The sequence below is a fragment of the Glaciecola sp. SC05 genome (assembly GCF_041380235.1).
Lineage (GTDB): Bacteria > Pseudomonadota > Gammaproteobacteria > Enterobacterales > Alteromonadaceae > Glaciecola.
Genome location: NZ_JBGIYY010000005.1, coordinates 193,443 through 215,969 on the forward strand (window position 1 = coordinate 193,443; position 22,527 = coordinate 215,969).

Here is a 22,527-nt window from a genome sequence, read left to right on the forward strand (position 1 = left end):
TGCTAATATGTGTGGGTCTTCGGTGCTTGAGTGTTAAGTGAGTGCCGAAGCATAATTTTTAAATCATAAAACTATTGGAGAAATATCATGGATGATCTAAATAACAAACAAATAGCAGCAGTAAGTGGCGGTGTAGTTCGCGCTCAGAGCAAGTCTTATTGGCAAGCACCAAAAGGCCCTATTCGCCATGCCGACAGAGGTTTTACTCAGCCGGTGCCTTTTCCTGCTTTTCGTCGCTGATTTTTAACCGTATATTCCTTAGAGACTGAGCAGTTGGACTAAGTTTGGCTGAGCAGTCTCATAAGGTCATTTAGTAATTGTAAAGAAAACGCAAAGTTTCTTGTCTTATTTGCACTTCAAAATATACTCGGTATTACGATTAGACTGACACAATTGTCGCAAGTAATGCGACTTCAGTGGTCAAAGAGTAGACAAACATGATTAGTGATGCTCACTTTATTGCCGCCAACAGATTTGGCTATGGTGCGAATGACAGGGATCTACAATCTCTTAACACTATTACGCCCGTGTCTTGGCTAAAGCAGCAATTGCTCGAGCCTTATCCGCTGCCAAAACCAGCATGGTCGAGTCAACAAGCTATTACAGACGTGTACGCATTTAACACCTTTCGTAAAGGTTCAGGGCTTGACCAAGGCGAAGTTAGCAAGGCCCGCAGAACTATTGTGATGAAAGCCCGTGCGATGGCAGAGCAGAGCGTTCAACAGAGCTTTAGCACCAACAGGCCTTTGCAGGCGAGGTTGCTCGATTTTTTTTCAAATCATTTTTCAGTCAGCCGCGCAAACTTGTCATCTTTAGCGCTTGCTCCCACTTTAGAAGCTGAAGCAATAGCACCCAATTTACATGGTTATTTTGCGCAGATGCTCAAACAGGTGGTGAGTCATCCCGCGATGATTGTGTATTTAAATAATGAGCGTTCAGTAGGGCCGAATAGCAAAGTCGCTCGGCGCCGAAAAAAAGCAGGCCTAAATGAAAATTTGGGGCGGGAGGTTCTCGAACTGCATACCTTAGGCGTTAATGGCGGTTACACCCAACAAGATGTGATTGAGCTTGCCAAGGCACTAAGTGGTTGGAGTATTGGCAACCCCGAAAAAGATGAATCTGCAGGTTTTGTGTTTAGGCATAACGCCCATGAGCCTGGCCGGCGCACCATTCTCAATAAACGTTATGCACAGATTAATAAAAGCCAAGGAGAAGCCCAAGGTTTGGGGATTTTGAACGATTTAGCCAATCATCCACAAACGGCAAAACATATTAGTCATAAGCTAGCTAAACACTTTATCGCAGACCAGCCCGACCAAGGTTTAGTAGATGCAATGAGCGCTGCATTTTTAAGTAGCCAGGGGCACATTCCTAGCGTGATGAACGCCATGATTGATCACCCACAAAGCTGGCAAATGACGCAGCAAAAACTAAAGACGCCTCGTGATTTTGTGATTTCGGCTTGCCGTGGGTGTTCGGTAATGTCTCCTCGACCAAGTATTTACCAATTACTGGAGGTGTTGGGACAAGGCCTATTTAATGCAGGTTCGCCCGCGGGCTATGCTGACGATGCAAGCGCTTGGTCTGGGCCGCAAGCCCTGATGAGTCGCATTGAATGGTCAGAACATTTCGCCAAACAGGTCTCGGCAGATTCTTTGATGCTTGCTCCAGCTTTGCTCGGAGGGTTTTTAAATGAACATACACGCACGCAAATTGCGCGAGCTGAGAGTCAGCGGCAGGCTATTACCTTGTTATTAATGAGCCCTGAGTTTCAAAGGAGATAGCTATGAGCAAGTATATAAACCGCCGCGACTTTATCAAAGGAGCAGGAGCCGCTTGGGTGTTAATGCAATCCCCAAGTGTCTTTGCAACAGCCAAATTGCTCAGCGAGTCGACCAAAAAACCCTTAGTGTGGGTAATGTTGCGTGGAGGACTCGATCCGTTGCACACCATTATGCCAGTGGCTGATCCTGATTTTGCTGCCATAAGAGGCGCAATAGTGAAGCCCATCGAAGACGCATTGCTGCCTTTAAACCAATCTTTTTCACTTCACCCAGATTTACCCTACCTGCATCAACTATATGGCGAAGGTCAGCTTAGCCCTATCGTTGCCGTTGCTACTGGGTATAGAGAACGCTCACATTTTGAGGCTCAAGACCAGTTAGAGTCTGGCCTCAATCAAACGGAACATGAAAACGGCTGGTTGGCTAGGGCCTTAAACGCTTATTCAGGAGATGGACTTGCGCTTGCGCGTGCAGTCCCAATTGCATTGAGGGGCGAAGATAATACCGTTCAAACATGGTACCCGACTGCTTTTAACGAGCCGGATGACGACTTACTTGCACGTTTGACATCCTTGTATAGCAACGATGAGCAGATGGGAGAGTGGCTTGACTTGGCTAAGATGCAATTGACTGCCACACAGGGCATGGAGCAAAAACGACGCACTAATTTTGCGCTGTTAGCCAAAAGTTGCGGGCAGTTAATGGCTCAACAAGCCAACATATCATGCGCTATGTTAGAGCTAAATGGATGGGATACCCATAACAACATGCAGGGCAGGCTCTCTCGCAAGTTTAGAGAACTAGACGCAGGCTTGTTGGCGCTGCGGGAAAGTCTAGGAGAACGCTGGAAAGACACTCTAGTGGTGGTAACCACTGAATTTGGCCGCACGGTTGCAATAAATGGCACCTCTGGCAGCGATCACGGAACTGGGGCGTCGATGTTTTTAGCCGGTGGCGCACTGGCAAGCAATGCCCCTGACTTTGCGAGTGCAGGTGTTGCAAACAAACAGGTTCATGGTAGTTGGCCGGGCTTAGGCAAAGATCAATTATATGAGGGCAGGGACTTAATGCCGACCTCAGATACTCGCGAGTGGATTGGCAAGGCGTTAAAGGCACATTGGAGTTTGAACAAACGGCAGCTTGCTGAAATATTTCCTGATATTAGCTTTATGTAATCGTGGCCATATTTGTAATATTGGCCTGTCTTACTTAAATACTGACTGTTCGCCTGACTTCTTATAAACCGCTCAGACAAATGCGCATCATTTGATGTTAAACCTTAGATGAAAATACGGGTGAATGTTTACGTGCATTTGTTGCATAAGCTAGAGGCCTCAATAAAAATAGCAAAGTGCTTGTACAAATAATAAACATAAATAATTGAAATACGCTGTTACTTTTTAAGAACACAAGCTACACTCGCCTCATAAGGCAGACAAAATAATAAAAATAGCCTGCTAGGTTAATAACAAAATGGTTATTGACGTTACCTTTAACACCACCAAAATATCAAAAACACTCGCAATAAGCGGTCGATTTAATAATCGGCAGTTAGCACAAAGCATCGGCTATCCCATTGTTGATGTACATTTTTGGAGTGATATTATTAAACATCAACAAAGTACAGACAGTCGCAGTTCTGATTATATTGTATTGGTCGTCATCAGCGGTGGAATTACCTTAGGTTTATTGCCTTTTGCAGTATTGAGAATACTCCAACAAGATTGGTCTATTGCTATTATGAACAGTGCGGTATTTGCAGCTACTCTGTTGTTATTTTTACATCTTTTAATCACCAAACGTGTCGAAGTTGCAAGGGTCGGCTTGGCCGTTATTACGCTATTTGCCATGACCGCTACTATTTACCTTAAAGGCGCGCAAAACGTACTTTGGGTTTATCCTGCGCTGACCACAAGTTTCTTCTTATTAAGTCCTAGCATTGCGGCCATTATTACTCTGCTGTTTTTGTTTTTAGTGATTGGCATGATCTGGACACAAGTCAGCTTTTTGCTACTGCTCACCTTTAGCATTTCGGCAGGCGCTACATTTTTGTTTTCTTTTGCCTTTTCAAAGCGTATGCGCACCCAAGCTCTGTTTTTAAAGCAATTGGCAACTATCGATCCGTTAACCGGTGCAGGTAATCGACGTAGGCTGGAAGAAAAGCTTATAGAAATTGTCAACCGCATAAAACGTACTCCAGAAAACGTATGCTCGTTGATTATCTTTGACATTGACTATTTTAAGCGGGTAAACGACAGCTTTGGCCATGCTTGCGGTGACGAAGTACTGCGACAGTTTTCAGCTCTTATGATGGATCATGTTCGTGAGTCCGATAGTTTTTACCGTTTGGGTGGAGAAGAATTTGTGCTAGTGCTTGAAAATACGCAGTTGTTTGAAGCCAAGAAACTTGCAAAAAAGCTGGCGGCGGCGATTGAGCAAACCCAGTGGCATTTGCCGGAGCTGACGATTACTACCTCTGCAGGGATTGCCCAATACACCGAAGCTGAAAGCAACTACGACTGGCTGCAACGAGCTGATGAAGCCTTGTATAGAGCCAAATCTAATGGCCGTAATCAGTGCTTTACCAGTCTCGATCTTAGCAGCGCAAGCTAATTTGAAGGTATAAGATCAAAGCGCTTTTTTGGTAGGCATAACCACGTTAGCAAATATTAGTCCTGCAACTAAAGACATAAAGATAACAAAGGTTTCTTGGCCAATGTGTTCGGTTTGCATGAAGTCTTTTCCAGACACAAACGAGTTCAGACTTATGTAGGTTTTTGAACCCGGTACCAACACAATAAGGCCTTGCATTAGCACGATACTTGCTGGTGCATTGGCCAATTTAGTAAATATATTTGCAAAGATGCCAACCGCAAATGCGCCAACAAAGGTTCCTAAGCCAAACTCTAAGTATTTTGATGCCCAATAGGTACCAAAATAGCCAATGAATCCGCACATAATTGCCCATGGAGCATGCTTAATTCTCAGTTTAAAAATGACCACTAGGGCCGAACATAGGGTAAGTACTGCAATCCAAACAGCATACTTAGGGGCAGCTTTTGTGGGCACTAGTTCGACCTCACTAAACAACCATATGCCAATTGCAATCCCCAAAAACGCACCAAAGTAGAGTTTAAATAGCTGCATCAATGCATCCATGACCCGGGCCGTTCCCGACATCAAATTGCGCGATGAAAGTTCCGCCAAACCAATAGTAAGTGCGAGCCCCGGAATGAAAATAATGATCGCAGAGAGCACAACTAAGCGGATATTAATGTCGGGGTCAAATAGGCTACTAATAGCACAGGCACAGACACCGGCTACAAGCGCAACTAATGGCTCTTGCATAAGCGCAACACGTTTACTCTTTGTCGACCAAAAATAAATTAGATACATGATCAAGCCAATTGCCGCGGCAGCCACGGCATCATCAAAGCTAGAGCCCATGACCAATGCAAAAGAGCCGGTGGACAAACCAAAAGCAAAAAACTCTACCGCAGGATGATAAAAGTTTGGAAGACCGTCAATTCGAGTTAATTCAACGTCGGCCTCGACCAAGGTTAGCTCGCCTTTTAGCAATCGATTAACCAGTTCATCGGTACGCGATAATGAGCCTAAATCGATATCGCCGGGCTGCACTCTCGCGGCATGATTATACTCATCTTCGTGAAAGTCACTCCAGATCACAAAGGTTAATGAAGTCGGCGTTGAAATAAAGCTTGAGTTCACACCCAGGTATGTTGCCACTTCTAGTAGGTGGGCTTCTAGTCTGAACGCGGGTGTTCCGTACTTGTGCAGCATCTTGCCGAGTTTGACGATAAATCGGCGGATTTTAATAAATTCTTGGGTGTCCACTTGTTTTCCAGTGCGTGCAAAATGACTATTTTAATGCCAATAATGCTTGGGCTATGTCGTAATTAGGCAGCACCATACTCGCTCCGCCCAATTTTACAAGTTCTTTTGGCATTCCGTATACAGCTGCGGTTTGTTCTGACTCAGCAATGGTTGTCGCACCTTGCGCATGGGCGCTCGCCATGGCCTGCGCACCATCGTTGCCCATACCAGTAAGTTGCACAAAACACAGCCGTTTTGCAGGCGCTACTTTCAGCGCTGACTCAACTAATTTGGTTATGCTAGGACGCCAAATGTGCGGGCTTTCTTTATTGTCAGGCCTTGCGCCTAGTTGATTGCCTTGAGCGTACATTTCGACATTGGCATCGCCTTGAGCGATATAGACCACGCCTGGTTTAAGCGTTTTTGGTGCATTGATTTCTTTAACCGTGACCGCAGATATTTTGTCTAAGCGCTCAGCGAATACCGCTGTAAAGCGAGCGGGCATATGTTGAGCAATCACTATAGGATAGGGAAAGTTAGCCGGCAATTTCGGAATGATTTCTTGCAGGGCGCTCGGGCCACCAGTAGATACGCCAATTATCACCGCGTCAAAAGCAGATGCTGCGAGTCTTTGTAGCGGTGTTACATTGTTTGATGAGCTAAATGCGGTGTCTGGAACAGCTACATGGCGCGCTGTGATGGGCTCGCGAGGTTTAGCAAGGTCGCGCTGACTCGATGCTTGAGCGTTTGAGCGCATTGTGATTTTACTTGCATTAATGACTTTGCTAACCAGCATGTATTTGTCGCGATTGAGCTTAAGCGATACAGACCCGTCGGGCTTTGCTACATAGTCCACCGCGCCGATATCAAGCGCCGTTAAGGTCTCTGCTGCATTTTTTTGTGTGAGTGATGAAACCATCACTACCGGCATTGGATGCTTGTACATGATTCGTCTTAAGCACTCAATCCCGTCCATTACTGGCATATTGATATCAAGGGTGATCACATCGGGGCGAAAGCGTTCTATTTTATCTAAGCATTCTTGCCCGTTGTTCGCAGTATCGGTAATCATGCCGTTTTCAATCAGCACTGAACAAATGTGACTGCGCATCAAAGATGAGTCATCTACTACCAAAACTCTTATGGGGCTTTTACTTTGCATCTTGTCCTTTTATCAAAGCGTGGGGTGTTTAAAACGTTTTATCTGCACTTTGCTTATCTATATCATTGCTTATCTATATCATCGGTATTTTTGGCCAAAAAGTTAGCGTAAATGCAGGCTATTTTCGATCTTTTTTGCTCGCGCCAATCACTTATCTTCGCCAACGGCTGGCATTACTGATCATCGTTGCAAAAATTAAGGTCATTGGAATACCGTTTATGCGCAGTGATTTAGCGCGATTCAGACGAATAAAAGCTATATACGGTGGAATCTAGCAGGGGAGATGAACAGTGAACTTAAGCATCAGCCTACCAAGGTTGTGGATCCCTCAGTAGGCTGGATTTCGATGATAGAGCTTAGCTATCCAGAGTTCAGATTAGCTAGTATAAGTGCTTGAACTTAACTTTTCTGAGCGTTTAAAAACGCGTTTGATAAATCTCCAAAAAGTCATCAACAGGCCGCCAATATCTGACATCATCAAATACAAGCACGGCACCAAAATTAGCGTGACTATCGTCGCGTAAAGTACAGCAAAGCCAAGAGCTACCGCCATTGGAATAACAAAGCCAGCCTGCAGACTTGTTTCAAACATTATTGGTAGCACCCCAGCAAATGTGGTAATTGAGGTTAAGGTAATGGCTCTAAAGCGAGAGCAACCGGCATCAATTACGGCGTCTTTAATACTATAGCCTTGAGCTCTGCGCTGATTCACAAAGTCGGTCATCACCAGTGAGTCGTTGATAACCACCCCAGCGGCTGCAATCAGACCAAACGACGAAAACATACTGATGTCCATGCCGAAGAAAAAATGCCCCCAGATTGCCCCAGTAAAACTGAAGGGGATAACCGACATAATGATTAAGGGTTGAGCATAGCTTTTAAGCGGCACGGCCAATAATATATAGACCAATACTAAACCAGCGGCAAAAAACATGATTTGCTCCGATTGCTGAGCCTGCTGCTCTTCTATTTGTCCGCCGAGTTCTGTTTTAACCGAAGGAAAGGCTTCTTTTAATGCAGGAAGTATATTCTCTTTTATATTCTCGACAACCTGATTTGGCTCAATAAGCTCTTCGTCAATAGAACCCCAAATGTAGACACTTCGGTAACCACCTTCACGGCGTATATAGCTAATACCTGGTACTTCATATAGGTCAACAACGTCACCTAGCATCACTTCTTGTCCAGTTGGGGTGCTGATCACGGCGTATTTGAGTTCTGCAAAGCGTTCGCGAGTCAGCTTAGGATAACGCACCATTACGCGTACTTCCTCACCGTCGCGCAATACTCGCTGTGCTTCGCCGCCGTAAAAACTGGCGCCAACTTGAGCCGCAATGGTAGTTAAATCTAAGCCTAAGTCGTATGCCACCGGCTTTAACTGAAGCTGCACTTCTTTGCTGTCTGGATCGATGGTCGAGCTGATGTCAAAGACACCTTTTTCGCTTTGCAGTTGCTCAATCATTAAGCGGCCTGCAGCATTCAGGGTCGCGATATCTGAGCCAAATAGCATATATCCAAACTCACCCTCACCGCCGCCGCCATTGACGTCATCTTGTACGGTAAAAGACTTCATACCGGCAATTTCAGGCATCGCTTCTCGCCAGCGACGTGCAAGCTCAAAGGTGTCAAAATGGCGTAAATCTTCATCTACAAGGGGAGCCATGATGCGGCCTTCAGTGCGGCCGTTGTTCCAAACTAGAATGTCACGGACCATGCCAGTGCCATATTCTTCAGCAATTTGCTTATCAACATCAAGCACCACACGCTCTATGGTTTTTAGTGCTTCGATGGTGACCTCATCGGCAACCGTTTCGCTCATTTCAATGTTAATGCTTGGGAAATCGTGAGGCACTTTAGGTTCAGGCACTACGCGCACGTAATCAGCTGAGATTAATCCAAAGCTAATCACCAGCATGCCGAAAAAGCCTGCAAATACTAACCAACGGTATTTAGTACAAGCGGTAACAAAGCGTTTATAAGGACCTTCAATAAAGCCAAAATATGCTTTGTTAAAACGAGAGCGCCAGCCATTCTCTTTTAAAGGTTTAAAAGTCGAATGGGCAATGTGAGCAGGCAAGATCAGTTTAGATTCAATCAATGAAAATATTAAACACAATATTGCCACTCCGGCAATATTGATAAAAAAGTCGCCCATCGGACCGGTGGTAAATACAAAGGGTGCAAACACCGCGATAGTAGTGAGTACCCCAAAGGTAGCTGGGGTGGCGACGCGTTTGGCGCCAATGATAACGTTCCGCGCACCACCGCCATTGGCTTCAATTTCGGTATAGGCACTTTCGCCTATTACAATGGCGTCATCTACCACAATCCCCAAGACCATAATAAAGGCGAACAAAGAAATAATGTTGATAGTAATACCAACAAAGGGCATGACCATCAATGCGCCTAAAAAACATACCGGTAAGCCAATCATGACCCAAAAAGCCAGTTTTATGCGCAAAAACAGGGCCAGCATTAAGAATACAAGCACCGCGCCTTGCAGCATGTTGGTCAACATCATGTCGAGGCGGCCGTTTAAGTAGTAAGTCATATCCACCAAGATTTCGAGGCTGACGCCGTCGGGCAAGGTTTTGTTGCGCTCCTCAACATAAGCCTTAACTGAGGCGGCCACAGGCAGCATGTTTTGCGTGCTAGTAGCGCTTACACTTGCGTAAATGGCGTTTTTACCATTGTATTTAAAATAGCGCTCGCCTTCGGTAAATTCATCGGTAATTGTCGCCACATCTTTGAGCAGTACTTTTGCGCCGCCCGCGCCGACTTTGATAGGGATATCTCTAAATTCGTCGCCATTGTAGAACTGATTTTCAACGCGCACTGCAATCATGCCGCTGTCACTTCTTATTTGACCCGCTGAAAAGTTGGCTGAATAGCGACGAATCGCTAAGGTAATATCGTTAATGGTCAGATTGTATTTGCGCAGCATCTCAGGCTGTACTTCAATGCCAATTTCAGCATCGGGTGCTCCGGTACTGGCTATTTGCACATTGCTTAACTGCAGTAACTCTTCTTCAATTTGCATCGCGATAGGCTTAAGCTCAGTAAGCGGTAAGTCGCCTGCAATGGTCAGTTCGACCACCTGCTGCTGCCATTCGATTTGTTGAACAGTAATGGGCTCCATCGAAGCTGGAAAAGTTGCGATACCGTCTACTTTAGCTTTAATTTTATCGAGCACATCGGGCAAATGTTCAGTGGGGTGGATCTCCATAGTCACGCGACCACCGCCGCGATATGAACGTCCTACCGATTTTTTGATTTCGGTGACATCGGTGATGGCTTCTTCAATCTTGATGATAATGTTTTCTTCAATTTCTTTGGGCGAGGCCCCGGGGTATGAAACATCTGCCGTAATATAGTTAATTTCTATATTCGGAAACATTTGTTTTTGGATAGTGATGTAGCTAATAACGCCCATTATAATAATAAAAGCCATAAGCAGATTGGCGGCTACGGGGTTTTGCGCAAAGTAAGCAATTAGCCCGGTGGGCATGCTTTGGGATTCAGTAGTGGATGCTTGAGTGTGTTGAGTTTCCATGACGTTTCCCCTTAGTTTCTATGGTAGGAGATAAGGGCTTGGTCAGGCATTTTTACTTTTACCTGCATGCCATTTTGTGGATATTCAGGTAAATCCTTGACTAATCTGTCATCGGCACTGATGCCGCTAGATATATAAAAGAAGCTGCCTTCTTCGCGAACTACTTCGACAGGGTGAGACTGTAACTGCTCATTACTATCTAACAACCAAATCTTACGGTTGTTTACGAGTGACTGAGGTACTTTAAATACATTTGAAAGTTGCTTGCCTTTAATTGCGACTTCTACATAAGAACCAAATTTTAGCGTGGGGGCGTCGCTATTTAAGCTATATGGATCATCAATTCTTATTACTAAATGCAGCATTCGCGTGGCTTCGTCTAAGACACCCAAATCTCTAGATACAAATCCAGCGCGCACAATAGGCGCTCGGTCTTTGGTGGTGACTACCGCTTCATTGCCGTTCATGTCATCGAGCAAAAACGGGCGGTCAAAGCCAGCAATAGGCACAATAATTTCAGCGCTTTCAATATTGCTAAGTGAAGCAACTCGCATGCCGGCGCTGACATATTGCCCCGAGCCTATTTCACGAGACATCACTAATGCATCGTAGGGCGCCGTTACTTGAGTTTTAGCTAAGTTACGATTAGCGATACGCAAAGAAGCTTGTGCTGACTTTAATTGAGCTTGTGCACTTAACACTTGAGGTTTGCGTAGATATAAATCAGATACTTGGCTATTGGGTAAGTTCCGTGCTTCGCGTTGCGCGACGTTTTGTCGGGCAAGTTCTTCGGTGAGCGCCGCTTCGGCTAAGGATACTTGAGCTTGTGCCTGCAGTACCGCAGCTTCATAGGCGTCGGCTTCGATAGTAAATAATACCTCACCCCGTTTAACTACTCCGCCTTGCACGAACTGCGGGTTCCAACTAAGCACCTCACCATTTACCTGAGCGGCAAGCACGGTAGTTTCAAGAGGCTGGACTTCGCCAAAGCTCGATATTTCGACATTATGAGTTTCTGGATACATGGTTTGAATACTTACAGTGGGGCGCGTGTCTTTTGCTTCTTTTTCTTTTACATCTTTAGCGGTGGCTTGAATACCAGTACTGATACCAAATGCTAAACCAATGATGGCGAAAAAGCCGATAGTATTGATCACGATTCGTTTTGTGTTGCTTTTCATGGTGCTCTGTCCTTAGTGGATATGCTGACACTTTATAGGAGAGTTGTTTACAAGGTATGTGCCAAATGTAACGAAATATGCAAATTGCTTGCAAAGCTATATGCAGCATGGGTTTGCGTTTAATTTTTATTTTGGCGAAAAAAAAGACCACTCGGTGAAGTGGTCTTTTTGACTAACGATTTACGCTATTTGCTCAAATCTTAGTAATTTGCATTGCCCGGTGTTCTTGGGAAGGGAATGACGTCTCTGACATTTTGTACGCCCGTGACATACGCCACTAAACGTTCAAAACCAAGACCAAAACCCGCATGAGGAACGGTGCCATAGCGGCGCAAATCTCTGTACCATGCATAATCTTCGGCGCTTAAATCCATTTCAGCTAAACGGCGGTCGAATACGTCAAGACGCTCTTCGCGCTGCGAGCCACCGATAATTTCGCCAATCCCTGGAGCAAGCACGTCCATTGCGGCGACGGTTTTTTCATCATCGTTAATGCGCATGTAAAATGCTTTAATATCTTTAGGGTAATTTTGCATAATCACCGGCGCGCCAACATGCTCTTCAGCAATGTAACGCTCATGCTCTGATGACAAATCCACACCCCACTCGACAGGGAACTCAAATTCACGACCGCATTTTTGTAAAATTTCAATCGCGTCGGTGTAGTCCATTCTCACAAAGTCAGAATCGATAACCGCCTGCATACGCGAAATAACGTCTTTGTTTACGCGCTGCTCGAAGAATGCCATGTCGTCGGGGCGTTCTTTTAAGACTGCGTCAAATACGTATTTAAGTAAGTCTTCTGCAAGTTGTGCAATGGTAGATAAGTCGGCAAAGGCAACTTCAGGTTCAATCATCCAAAATTCAGCGAGGTGACGGCTGGTATTGGAGTTTTCTGCACGGAAAGTTGGCCCAAAAGTATATACTTTTGACATTGCTGTGCAGTAAGTCTCAACGTTTAATTGACCCGATACGGTTAAGAAGGTTTCTTTACCAAAAAAATCTTGAGTGTAATCTACCTGACCTTGGTCGTTCATCGGAACGTTCATCATGTCTAATGTAGAGACTCGAAACATCTCGCCGGCACCTTCAGTATCAGCAGCAGTTAATATCGGCGTACTGATCCAGCAGTAACCTTGCTCATGGAAAAAGCGATGTACGGCTTGCGACAAGCAGTTTCTGACACGAGTAACGGCACCAATAATGTTGGTACGTGGTCTCAAATGTGCATGCTCACGCAAGTACTCTATACTGTGACGCTTTGCGGCCATAGGGTAGGTGTCAGGGTTTTCGACCCAGCCTACGATTTCAACGCTGCTCGCTTCTATTTCGATAGCTTGTCCAGCACCTTCAGATTGCTTTATAGTGCCAGTGGCCTTAATCGAGCAACCGGTAGTGAGTTTTACTATTTCACTATAATTTGCCAGTGAATTCATAGCGACCACTTGGATGGGGTCAAAACAGCTGCCATCATGCACTGCAAGGAATGATAATCCTGCTTTAGAATCACGTTTTGTGCGCAACCATCCCTGAACTTGGATGCTGTTGCCTATGTCGTGTTTGCCAGCCAAAACATCGGCGACTGGGGCGTTGGTCATAAAGGTCTCCAATTGATGGGAGCATGTTATGCTCTCACTGGTATTAAATCATGTTCGTTTAAAATATTAGCGGGCCCTAGTATACTGAACCAAAGTGAGGATTCCACTAGTCAAAGCACAATATGCTAAATAAAAAACAAAAGTCCAACGAAAGTGCGATAGATGAGCTCAAAATGCCTTCACATAGAACAAAGGTGCTTGTTGAGCGTCGCCACACTAGTCGTTCTCAAGACCTCTTTTATCGCCTTGTGGTTGGTCTAAACGTCATTGCATGGATACTGCTCGTGATCTCGCTAGTAGTGTTTCATTATGCGCGTCCTGAATTTATTGCGGGGGTGCAGGTGTTTTGGGGGATTGATGGTCGCGAGTTTTGGTCACAACCGCATTTACAACAGTTACTGTTGCTGCTACAGGGCTGTTTAGTATTGAGTTTAGTATCAATAATTATGCGCACTAGGCGCAACCGCCGTAAAACCGACTTCTTTGGTGTTAATTTACTTATCCTGTTTGGCATCTCGGTGCTTAGTCTACTGGTGCTTTACCTGTTTCTGTAAACCGCTGTGTCTTATTAGCTACAAGCCTCTGATCCACCGTAAACAAGCCGCTCAGCGCAAATACTAGCAAGTTGAATTGATTCTGCGATAGCACTGTCGCTTTTGTGCAACGTTTATCCTATACATTGTTTCTTATGATTAAGTTAAGTCATTGTTAAGTATGATTAAAGTTCAGTTGGCACAGTATTCGCTATACTCAATTTATCGAGCTGATAAGCCTGAATTTAGTCCTAGATACCTTGAAAGGAAATGATCATGAGAATGTACAAAAAAATAATGATTGTTGGGATGAGTGTCATCGTCTTACAAGCCATTATGGGCCTTGCTAAAGTCAACGCCCAAGAGAGTATGTTTGTTAATCTTGATAAAAATCAAGACGGTCTAATTTCGCTGCGTGAAGCAGCGGGCAACGCTAGGCTTTTAGAAAATTTTACGACAGTAGACATAAACGAAGATGGTTATGTGAGCATGGATGAAATGCTCACTAGTTCATTTTTAAAGGAGTAAGCTGGCGTTCGTTTCAGTTTTAGTGGGGCGTTTTGCTTTGCGAGTGGCAGGCGTCCCCTTTTTCTTTTGAGCGATATTAAGTTGATGGATCTTCTTGGCTGTGCAATGCTAGCAATAGGGAAATACCAGTCGGTAAATAAAGTGCAGATACGCTCACTACGTCAGTTAGTCCTTGGTAGCTATATGGTGGCCTTAATTCCGCTTATAGCCTTGTTGTGGCAGAGTCAGCAAGATTTTGATGACGTTAGCTACATTACTACTGTTAACACGCAATTTTTTGTGTCGGTTGCCAGTGAACTCAGAGATTTAGAGTTGATTGGGGAAGATGTCGAAAGGCTTATAAAACAATATCAAGTGTTGCCTAATCCGCAGCTAGATGAACTGGCTGATTTCGCGATTGTCAGGTTTGAAGACAAACTAGCGTTTTTATGCAATATATTAGGTGGCTTGTCGGAATGTTCGGTCATTGAGGGCCATATTGCCAAGCTGAGAGGATATGCAGAGTTCAACGACCAGCTCGTCGTTAATGCTCATTTGGCAAGATTTGCGCAATCTGTAGAGCTCATTAAAGAGCAGGTCAATGGCGCGGTGGGCGTAAGAATCTCTCAGCAGCAAAGCCATCTAGACAATATTCAAAAACGACAGGGTTGGTCAACTGCTTTCTTGGTGCTTTTATCCCTTGCGTTAATACTCGTTGCTGCGCAATTGATCGTAAAACCGGTACGACAATTACAGCTTATTATCAAAGCAATTGCGACCTCTAGCCATAAATTACCGCCACGCTCTGATTCTGCGCCGCGAGAATTAAAGGCGGTTGAAAAAGATTTATTTTGGTTAAACGACCGTTTACAGCAGTTAGAAAAGGTGCGAACGGCTTTGCTGCGCCATGCTTCACACGAGTTAAAGACGCCCCTGGCGAGTATTAAAGAAGGTTGCGCCATCCTTGAAAATGAAGTGGTCGGGAAGCTATCTCCAGGACAAACAGAGGTGGTTGGTTTGCTCAATGCCTCTACCGAAAGACTGAATTTGTTGGTTGTGAAGTTACTCGACTACAATGCGCTGTTACAACAGGCAGAGCCTACATTTGAGCCGCTCGATATTACCGAAGTGATTGAAGACTGTGTACAAGAATACCGATTATTGTTGTCGCAAAATCTGCAGAGCATCAAAACGCACATTGCTGCCAACATTCAGGTGCATAGTGATGCTGAACTGCTTCGGCGGATACTTGACAACTTAGTTTCTAACGCTATTGCCTATGCAAAAACTGACAGTGAAATAAACATCAAAGTGTCACAAAACAACCAGTTTATTATTATTGATGTGTTAAATGACGGTAAGCCAATTACTGAAGTCTTAAGAGCTGAAATATTTGAGCCATTTAAACGGGGTGTAGACAAACGTAACGATAAAGTGATGGGAGCAGGACTGGGCCTTTCTATTGTTGCTGACTGTGCACGTTTATTAAATGGTGATGTGACAATTATCGATGCTAATGAGGCTGATGTTTGTTTTAGAGTAAGATTGCCCAGGAGTGATTAAGGCATGAGAGTCGTATGTATAGCAGTAATGTTGCTCAGCTTATCGGGATGTCAATTGTTGCAAAACAATTTTGGCTCGCAGGCCCCTATTGAAACCTCTACGGGAACCTACTTGTGCGAAACTGATTCTGCCTTAGAAACCTACGAAGAATTTTGTCATTTGCGTGCGTGGAGCGAATTTATTATCGACGCCGACCAAGTCACATGGACCGAACGTAACGCAAGTGTCAAAAGTTTAGGCAGTGAGCCTAAACAAAAACTACAGAAAGTACTGTTGAGTCAAGGCATAGATACGCCCTATATAAATCGATTGCGTGCACAAAAGTGGCTTACTGAGTTAAAATCGGGTATGGACAATAAAATGGCTCAAGTACTGCAATTAATGATTGAAGAGCCGTCTCAACAAATGCTTGAGTTAGAGTCTGCAATCAGCATATTAAGTCAAGTTAATACACGCCAAGAAAAATCGATTTCTGAACTTCAAGAAACCGTTAACACTCGCACCAATGAGATTCAAAAACAGCGTGAACAAGTTCAGCAACTCTTACAAATTGAAGCTAATATGTCAGATGAAAAAAGGAGCAATTAGTCTTGACCGTAGATTTACAAGATCCTAAAACCCCACGATTATTATTAGTAGACGATGATGAGAGTCTACTGCGCTTGATGTCTATTCGTTTAGAGGCCGAGGGTTTTGAAGTGACTAGCGTTGATAACGGTACCCAAGCGCTGAGGTTAATGTTCAATAACGATTTCGATGTTGTGCTCAGCGATTTGCGCATGCCGGGTATGGATGGCCTGTCGTTATTCGATGAAATATTACAACAGCACCGAGATTTACCGGTGATATTAATGACCGCTCACGGCACCATTAAAGATGCGGTCGAGGCGACTCAGCGCGGTGTGTTTAGCTTTCTCACCAAACCGGTTGATCATGATGAACTGCGCCGTATTTTATTGAAGGCGATTGAACAAACCAGTAAGAGCGAATTGGGAGACTGGTGCTCTGAAATCATCACGCGTTCACCCGATATGATTAAACTGCTCAAACAAGCCGAGCAGATTGCAGATAAAAACGTCAGTGTATTGATTAACGGCGCTAGCGGCACCGGTAAAGAGCTGCTAGCCAAAGCGATTCACAAAGCATCCAACCGTGCTAATAAGCCGTTTGTTGCGATTAACTGCGGTGCTTTACCTGAAAATTTGCTTGAATCTGAATTGTTTGGTCACGCTAAAGGTGCATTCACTGGCGCTGTTCAGGCCAACCCTGGTTTGTTCAGAGAGGCTGATGGCGGCACACTGTTTTTAGACGAAATTGGCGATATGCCGATGAGTCTGCAGGTTAAATTACTGCGGGCATTGCAAGAGCGTTCGATTCGACCGGTTGGCAGCACCACCTCTATCGATGTTGACGTTAGACTCATTTCTGCCACCCATAAAGACTTGCAGGACGCCATGCAAGACAACGAGTTCAGAGAAGATCTATATTATCGCTTAAACGTTGTTAACCTTGATATTCCAAAGCTCAAAGACCGCTTTGAAGACATTCCCTTATTGGCAGATTACCTGTTAAAAGAAAGTGCTAAAAAGCATTCTATAAACGTGCGTAAATTTGCCGACGACGCTATGAACATGCTAACTAAAGCCGATTGGCCAGGAAATGTGCGTCAATTGGTTAACGTCGTTGAACGCTGTGTGGCCCTTACTAACTCTAAGATTATTCCTGCTTCTTTGGTTGAACAGTCACTCTCCCAAGAAACGGAGTATTGGCCAACTTTGACTGAAGCCCGTGATTCATTTGAGTATCGCTACTTATGTCGCTTACTGCAGTTGACCGATGGTAACGTTACCCGTGCGTCTGATATGGCAGGACGAAACCGCACCGACATGCATAAGTTGATGAAAAAACATGGCCTGAATGCTGCAGATTTTAGAGCCGCTGACGCTTAATAAAAATGGCAAGTCGTCTAGCATTGCTTAAGCGCTGTTGTGCTGGATATCTCATACTCTTTTGGTGTGTTGTATCGTCAGTGCAGGATTTATCTGGCACAGCCTTTTGTGATGGCATATTCAATCGCCTGAGTCAGGCAGTCGATTTGCTGGTCGCTGCAAATATACGGCGGCATCAGATAAATCAGCTTACCAAATGGTCGAATCCATGCGCCCTGACTGATACAGTCTTTTTGAAACAGAGCAACATTGACCGACGATTTCATCTGCGCAACAGCAATCGCTCCTAAGCATCTTACATTTTCGACACTATCAAGTTTGGCTAGGGGCATAAGGTTGTGTTTAAGTCGGGTTTCTATACGTTTGACATTGCCTTGCCAATCGCTGTTTAGCAGCAATTCGATACTGGCATTTGCCACAGCGCAGCCTAAAGGGTTACCCATAAAGGTTGGGCCGTGCATAAATACTCCTGGCTCACCTTCGCACACTCCTACGGCAACTTGTTCGGTGCAAATTGTTGCTGCCATGCTTATGTAGCCGCCAGTAAGTGCCTTGCCTAGGCATAAAATATCGGGGCTAATTTGGGCATGGTTACAAGCAAATAATTCACCGGTTCGGCCAAAACCTGTGGCAATTTCGTCGCAAATCAACAGTACATCAAATTCATCGCAGAGTAGGCGGCATTGCTTGAGATATTCAGGGTGATATAAACGCATCCCGCCAGCGGCCTGCAAAATTGGTTCTAATATCAATGCCGCAATCTGATGGTGGTGTTGCTCTAAGATGTCTCGCATAGGGGCAATTTCGTCTGGGTGCCAAGCATTATCAAAGCCAATTTGGGGGGCAGGGGCAAAGAAATGCTCAATCAGCGTTTTACGAAATGAGCCATGCATAGTGTTCGTTGGATCGGATACTGACATTGCCGCAAACGTATCTCCGTGGTAGCCCCCTCTGGGCGTCAGTAACTTTGACTTTTCGGTACGCCCTTGGCTGGCCCAATACTGTATGGCCATTTTAATAGCAATTTCGATAGATACCGAACCTGAGTCGGCCAAAAATATTCGGCTGAGCCCCTGAGGCACAATATTCAGCAGGGTTTTGCATAAGTCGATAGCGGGCTGATGAGTGATGCCGCCAAACATCACATGGGCAAATTTGTCGATTTGTGCATGGGCTGCCTGATTAATCACGGGGTGATTGTAGCCATGAATAGCCGCCCACCATGATGACATACCATCTACCAGTACCTCTTTGCTACTGAGGCGCAGTTCTGCGCCACTTGCACCGGTTACTTCATAGCAAGGAAGTGGGTCCAGCGCGGAGGTATATGGATGCCAGATATGCTGTCTGTCAAATTCTAAATTATTCAAGATATAGCCTATAGGTTAGCGAAATAATGTTTGCACGGGACAATTTTCGACAATGGCTTGGTAAAAAAGCCTGAAAACGTGTACGGCTATAATAAAGTGTACTACCACTATTTAGTATAGTAACAATCGACGGGTTACTTAAAAAAACAAAGTCGTAATGTTTGATACTTTTAGATTTCTTTTCACTATACCAAATGTCGACAAAGCCCTCGATTAGGAGTCATTGCCAAATTTTGAGTTACCGTTCTTGGAAGCGGTCATTCAAGATATAACGGCAGTACCTCACCTCCCAAAATCAGGCTCATAGTTCAGTCGTTTTCTAAGCGCTTGTTTGACATCCTTGAATGCCACTATTCAAGGATGAAGGAAGTACTGGCGATACAGCTGCATATTTTCATCAGCTTAGATCGCAAAATAACATCCATCGAGATCAAGTAATAACATCAACTTAGATCAGCGAATAACATCCATCGAGATCAATTTCGATGCTAAATGTTATTTAGCGATCTGCATCGATGTTATTGAATTGCTTACTTTCTAGTCAATAGGTGTGTTTAACCTTTACTCTGTCTTTTTTAAATGTGACGAGAGTAATCATGTCGACAGTACCTATTACTATGAAAAAACTGAAAGATATTCTCCGGCTTAAATACGGACAAAAACTGACACATCGGCAAATTGCCAAAAGTTTATCCATCTCGCCTTCGGCGGTTTCACGCTATGCTGCTCGAGCCGCTAACATGGGTATAACGTCGTGGCCATTAGCAGATAAGTGGGATGACGTTGCACTAAAAAATACATTCTTGAAAACCAAAGCACCGCTCAAAAAGCACAGCTTACCCAACTGGCAAAAAGTGCAAGAGGAGCTTAAAACCCGCAAATATATGACCTTGCAGCTCTTATGGGAAGAGTATGTAGATGATCACCCTGCGGGCTATTACAGTTACAATCATTATTGTCGAATGTATCGGCAGTGGAGCGTCAGTTTACGTTTATCAATGCGACAAACACATCATGCGGGTGAGAAGCTGTTTGTTGATTATTGCGGCCCCACGATGACAATCGTGAACCCTGAAACAGGCGAATGTCGTAGCGCCCAAGTGTTTGTTGCGGTGATGGGTGCCAGTAATTATACCTATGCCGAGGCCACCTGGTCACAGCAGTTAGAAGACTGGATAATGAGTCATGTCCGCTGTTTTGAGTTTCTAGGCGGTGTACCTGAGGTGGTCATTCCGGATAATCTCAGAAGCGGGGTCCATAAGAGCTGCCGCTATGAGCCTGATGTAAACCCTACCTACCATCAGCTATCGGAACACTATGGTACGGTCATCATTCCTGCCAGACCCTATAAGCCAAAGGACAAATCGAAAGCCGAGGTCGGCGTGCAAATTGTCGAGCGCTGGATAATGGCAAGAATACGCAAAGAAACCTTCTTCAGCCTAAGGCAACTGAACCAACGCATTAGCGAACTAGTGACGTGGATGAATCATAAAGTCATGAAGCAGTACGGTGAATCGCGGACATCCTTATTCCAACGTATTGATAGACCTGCCTTACAGCCCCTACCGGAGTGTGCATATCAATATACGTATATCAAACATGTGCGCGTCAATATCGACTATCACGTTGAGATTGAAAAACACTATTACTCTGTGCCTTATAGTCTTGTTAGAAAACAGCTTGAAGCGAACATCACCGGTCAACTTGTTATCTTAAAGCATGAGGGGAATACGGTCGCGACTCATGCTCGCGCTTACCAAGCAGGTCGACATTCCACCCAAGACGCCCATATGCCTAAGGCTCACCAAAAACAACAATGGTCAGCCCAGCGCTTCGAACATTGGGCTAAAAATATCGGACCACATACATTAATGCTAGTGCAAGAGAATCTCGCTAGTCGCAAGCATCCTGAGCAAGCGTTTCGCTCTTGCTTAGGATTGCTGAACCTATACTCAAAAACGGACTGGATAAAACGGCAATGCCAGAGCAACAACCTGACTTATTATCGTTAATTGAACATTCAAATATCCGTGGTAACGATTACTATCACTAAGGGAACATTATGCAAGACATTACGCTACAACTGAATCAACTAAAGCTGGCGGGCATGAGAGATGCTCTCAAGCAACAGCTTGTTCAGGCCAATATCTACGCAGAGTTAAGCTTTACAGAGCGCCTGCAATTACTGCTTGCGCATGAGCTGACACAGCGCGAGCAACGACGCATTGAACGACTGACTCGGGAGGCCAAATTCAGGCAAAAGGCCATGCTCGCGGATATTCATTACAAAGCCAACCGCAATATAGATAAAGCACAAATCAGAACCCTGAGCCAAAGTGATTGGCTTCATCATGCACACAATCTGGTGATCACCGGCGCGACCGGTTGTGGGAAAACCTTTATTGCTTGCGCCCTTGGTGCAGAATATTGCAGGCAAGGCAAAAGCGTATTGTACTTCCGGTTGAAAGGACTACTGGAACAAATGTATCTGGCTCAAGCTGAGGGAAGTTACCAAAAACTGGTGAGCAAACTGATAAAAGCTGACTTACTCATTATCGATGATTGGGGCCTAGAGCCATTAAACGCCAATCAGCGTAGCGACTTACTCGATCTTATTGATGGACGATATGACCATCGCTCAATCCTCATCATAAGCCAACTGCCTATTGAAAAATGGTATGAAATGATCGGTGAATCGACACATGCCGATGCCATCCTTGACCGATTAGTTCATCGCTCGATTAAAATGGAATTGGAAGGGGAGTCGATGCGAAAAGTGACAAAATCATTGACTCATGCAGATCAATAAAAGTACCTTAACCAAGGTCCTGTTGATTAGGGAGTAAGCGATCTCCATGAATGTTATTCAGCGATCTTCCTGATGTTAATACGCACGTGCACCACCTGATGAACAGCGCGACTTCAACTTTGGGGCGTAGACAATAAGCAAAATAAGATACTAAGAAATAGATTCTGAAATGGTAGGGCAACATGCGCTCAAATTCCATTATTGCTATACCAAAGACTTGAAAAGACCATACAATGAAAACTGTTCAATTAGCCAAAATGCCTAAATCATCTTCGCAACGAACATCTAGCCAAAATAAAAGCCAGCTGTAACGAAGGGTAGCGTATAGCGTTAGTTTTACTTATACTCTCCATTGACCAAAACAGAATTGCCAGAATTGCCAGGCTTTCACCTTTTCGACCTCAATCACTGGCAAAAAAAGTTGAAAAAACTGCGATCCCACCCACCCTAGCAAAATGCTGAAGTAAGCGAGAGCAGTTCATTTTTGCATGCAGTGCAAGGGCAGGGGGAGCGGGGTCGGACGCGGATGGCATTTTTTCCGAGCGGTATCATAATTCAACAGGATGAGCGCACGCAGCCGTCCACACGCGGACAAGTATCAGCCATCGCATTGCTCGATATTTAGAAAAAGTTGGTTTAGTACAACGGGTAAATCGGATTAGTCTGCCACTTTGCCGTCGCGAT

The 22,527-nt window shown here is 44.7% G+C and carries 16 protein-coding genes and 1 pseudogene; 11 read left to right on the forward strand and 6 right to left on the reverse strand.

The genetic code is table 11. The features are described 5' to 3' along the window. The first annotated feature begins 87 nt into the window (after positions 1-87). From AB9H30_RS06705 to AB9H30_RS06720, 4 genes are all read left to right on the forward strand, one after another. Positions 88-240, forward strand: coding sequence for a hypothetical protein (locus AB9H30_RS06705; RefSeq protein WP_371193882.1), 153 nt, complete (start codon positions 88-90; stop codon positions 238-240). A gap of 197 nt (positions 241-437) precedes the next feature. Beyond that, positions 438-1,784 carry a DUF1800 family protein gene (locus tag AB9H30_RS06710; RefSeq protein ID WP_371193883.1) on the forward strand — a complete coding sequence of 449 codons (1,347 nt, stop codon included), beginning with the start codon at positions 438-440 and terminating at the stop codon, positions 1,782-1,784. A 2-nt stretch (positions 1,785-1,786) separates the two neighbouring features. After that, complete coding sequence (locus AB9H30_RS06715; protein ID WP_371193884.1) at positions 1,787-2,959, forward strand: DUF1501 domain-containing protein; 1,173 nt, start codon at positions 1,787-1,789, stop codon at positions 2,957-2,959. 298 nt (positions 2,960-3,257) lie between these two features. After that, positions 3,258-4,397, forward strand: coding sequence for a GGDEF domain-containing protein (locus tag AB9H30_RS06720; RefSeq protein ID WP_371193885.1), 1,140 nt, complete (start codon positions 3,258-3,260; stop codon positions 4,395-4,397). Positions 4,398-4,412: 15 nt separating this feature from the next. Here AB9H30_RS06720 and AB9H30_RS06725 read toward each other — a convergent pair whose 3' ends face one another. The 5 genes from AB9H30_RS06725 to asnS all read right to left on the reverse strand — a co-directional run bounded on the left by AB9H30_RS06725 (position 4,413) and on the right by asnS (position 13,112). Further along, positions 4,413-5,639 (reverse strand): threonine/serine exporter ThrE family protein, encoded by a 1,227-nt coding sequence (locus AB9H30_RS06725; RefSeq protein WP_371193886.1) that lies wholly within the window; start codon positions 5,637-5,639, stop codon positions 4,413-4,415. Between the two features lie 25 nt (positions 5,640-5,664). Continuing rightward, positions 5,665-6,780, reverse strand: coding sequence for a chemotaxis-specific protein-glutamate methyltransferase CheB (gene cheB / locus AB9H30_RS06730; protein ID WP_371193887.1), 1,116 nt, complete (start codon positions 6,778-6,780; stop codon positions 5,665-5,667). A 376-nt stretch (positions 6,781-7,156) separates the two neighbouring features. Further along, positions 7,157-10,333: an efflux RND transporter permease subunit gene (locus AB9H30_RS06735; protein WP_371193888.1), complete on the reverse strand. Its 3,177-nt coding sequence runs from the start codon at positions 10,331-10,333 to the stop codon at positions 7,157-7,159. 11 nt (positions 10,334-10,344) lie between these two features. Beyond that, positions 10,345-11,514, reverse strand: coding sequence for an efflux RND transporter periplasmic adaptor subunit (locus tag AB9H30_RS06740; protein WP_371193889.1), 1,170 nt, complete (start codon positions 11,512-11,514; stop codon positions 10,345-10,347). A 200-nt stretch (positions 11,515-11,714) separates the two neighbouring features. Further along, positions 11,715-13,112, reverse strand: coding sequence for an asparagine--tRNA ligase (gene asnS / locus AB9H30_RS06745; protein ID WP_371193890.1), 1,398 nt, complete (start codon positions 13,110-13,112; stop codon positions 11,715-11,717). A 122-nt stretch (positions 13,113-13,234) separates the two neighbouring features. Here asnS and AB9H30_RS06750 point away from each other — a divergent pair, with 122 nt between their 5' ends. The 5 genes from AB9H30_RS06750 to AB9H30_RS06770 all read left to right on the forward strand — a co-directional run bounded on the left by AB9H30_RS06750 (position 13,235) and on the right by AB9H30_RS06770 (position 17,664). Beyond that, positions 13,235-13,666 carry a hypothetical protein gene (locus tag AB9H30_RS06750; RefSeq protein ID WP_371193891.1) on the forward strand — a complete coding sequence of 144 codons (432 nt, stop codon included), beginning with the start codon at positions 13,235-13,237 and terminating at the stop codon, positions 13,664-13,666. Between the two features lie 255 nt (positions 13,667-13,921). Further along, positions 13,922-14,173, forward strand: a complete 252-nt coding sequence (locus AB9H30_RS06755) for a calcium-binding protein (RefSeq protein WP_371193892.1) — start codon at positions 13,922-13,924, stop codon at positions 14,171-14,173. A gap of 66 nt (positions 14,174-14,239) precedes the next feature. Next, positions 14,240-15,715, forward strand: coding sequence for a sensor histidine kinase (locus AB9H30_RS06760; protein WP_371193893.1), 1,476 nt, complete (start codon positions 14,240-14,242; stop codon positions 15,713-15,715). A 3-nt stretch (positions 15,716-15,718) separates the two neighbouring features. Further along, positions 15,719-16,303 carry a hypothetical protein gene (locus AB9H30_RS06765; protein WP_371193894.1) on the forward strand — a complete coding sequence of 195 codons (585 nt, stop codon included), beginning with the start codon at positions 15,719-15,721 and terminating at the stop codon, positions 16,301-16,303. A gap of 2 nt (positions 16,304-16,305) precedes the next feature. Next, positions 16,306-17,664 (forward strand): sigma 54-interacting transcriptional regulator, encoded by a 1,359-nt coding sequence (locus AB9H30_RS06770; RefSeq protein WP_371193895.1) that lies wholly within the window; start codon positions 16,306-16,308, stop codon positions 17,662-17,664. Positions 17,665-17,753: 89 nt separating this feature from the next. Here AB9H30_RS06770 and bioA read toward each other — a convergent pair whose 3' ends face one another. After that, positions 17,754-19,034: an adenosylmethionine--8-amino-7-oxononanoate transaminase gene (gene bioA, locus AB9H30_RS06775; RefSeq protein ID WP_371193896.1), complete on the reverse strand. Its 1,281-nt coding sequence runs from the start codon at positions 19,032-19,034 to the stop codon at positions 17,754-17,756. A gap of 596 nt (positions 19,035-19,630) precedes the next feature. On the opposite strand from bioA, the pseudogene istA reads away from it, so the two are divergent. After that, positions 19,631-21,087 (forward strand): annotated as a pseudogene (istA, locus tag AB9H30_RS06780) (IS21 family transposase). Positions 21,088-21,096: 9 nt separating this feature from the next. Beyond that, positions 21,097-21,843, forward strand: a complete 747-nt coding sequence (gene istB, locus AB9H30_RS06785; protein WP_371193897.1) for an IS21-like element helper ATPase IstB — start codon at positions 21,097-21,099, stop codon at positions 21,841-21,843. The last annotated feature ends 684 nt before the right edge of the window (positions 21,844-22,527 follow it).

What these genes read in the sequence shown, in the direction of transcription:
- AB9H30_RS06705 (WP_371193882.1), top strand. Translation starts at nt 88, where the DNA reads ATGGATGATCTAAATAACAAACAAATAGCAGCAGTAAGTGGCGGTGTA.
- AB9H30_RS06710 (WP_371193883.1), top strand. Translation starts at nt 438, where the DNA reads ATGATTAGTGATGCTCACTTTATTGCCGCCAACAGATTTGGCTATGGT.
- AB9H30_RS06715 (WP_371193884.1), top strand. Translation starts at nt 1,787, where the DNA reads ATGAGCAAGTATATAAACCGCCGCGACTTTATCAAAGGAGCAGGAGCC.
- AB9H30_RS06720 (WP_371193885.1), top strand. Translation starts at nt 3,258, where the DNA reads ATGGTTATTGACGTTACCTTTAACACCACCAAAATATCAAAAACACTC.
- cheB (WP_371193887.1), bottom strand. Translation starts at nt 6,780, where the DNA reads ATGCAAAGTAAAAGCCCCATAAGAGTTTTGGTAGTAGATGACTCATCT.
- AB9H30_RS06735 (WP_371193888.1), bottom strand. Translation starts at nt 10,333, where the DNA reads ATGGAAACTCAACACACTCAAGCATCCACTACTGAATCCCAAAGCATG.
- AB9H30_RS06740 (WP_371193889.1), bottom strand. Translation starts at nt 11,514, where the DNA reads ATGAAAAGCAACACAAAACGAATCGTGATCAATACTATCGGCTTTTTC.
- asnS (WP_371193890.1), bottom strand. Translation starts at nt 13,112, where the DNA reads ATGACCAACGCCCCAGTCGCCGATGTTTTGGCTGGCAAACACGACATA.
- AB9H30_RS06750 (WP_371193891.1), top strand. Translation starts at nt 13,235, where the DNA reads ATGCTAAATAAAAAACAAAAGTCCAACGAAAGTGCGATAGATGAGCTC.
- AB9H30_RS06755 (WP_371193892.1), top strand. Translation starts at nt 13,922, where the DNA reads ATGAGAATGTACAAAAAAATAATGATTGTTGGGATGAGTGTCATCGTC.
- AB9H30_RS06765 (WP_371193894.1), top strand. Translation starts at nt 15,719, where the DNA reads ATGAGAGTCGTATGTATAGCAGTAATGTTGCTCAGCTTATCGGGATGT.
- istB (WP_371193897.1), top strand. Translation starts at nt 21,097, where the DNA reads ATGCAAGACATTACGCTACAACTGAATCAACTAAAGCTGGCGGGCATG.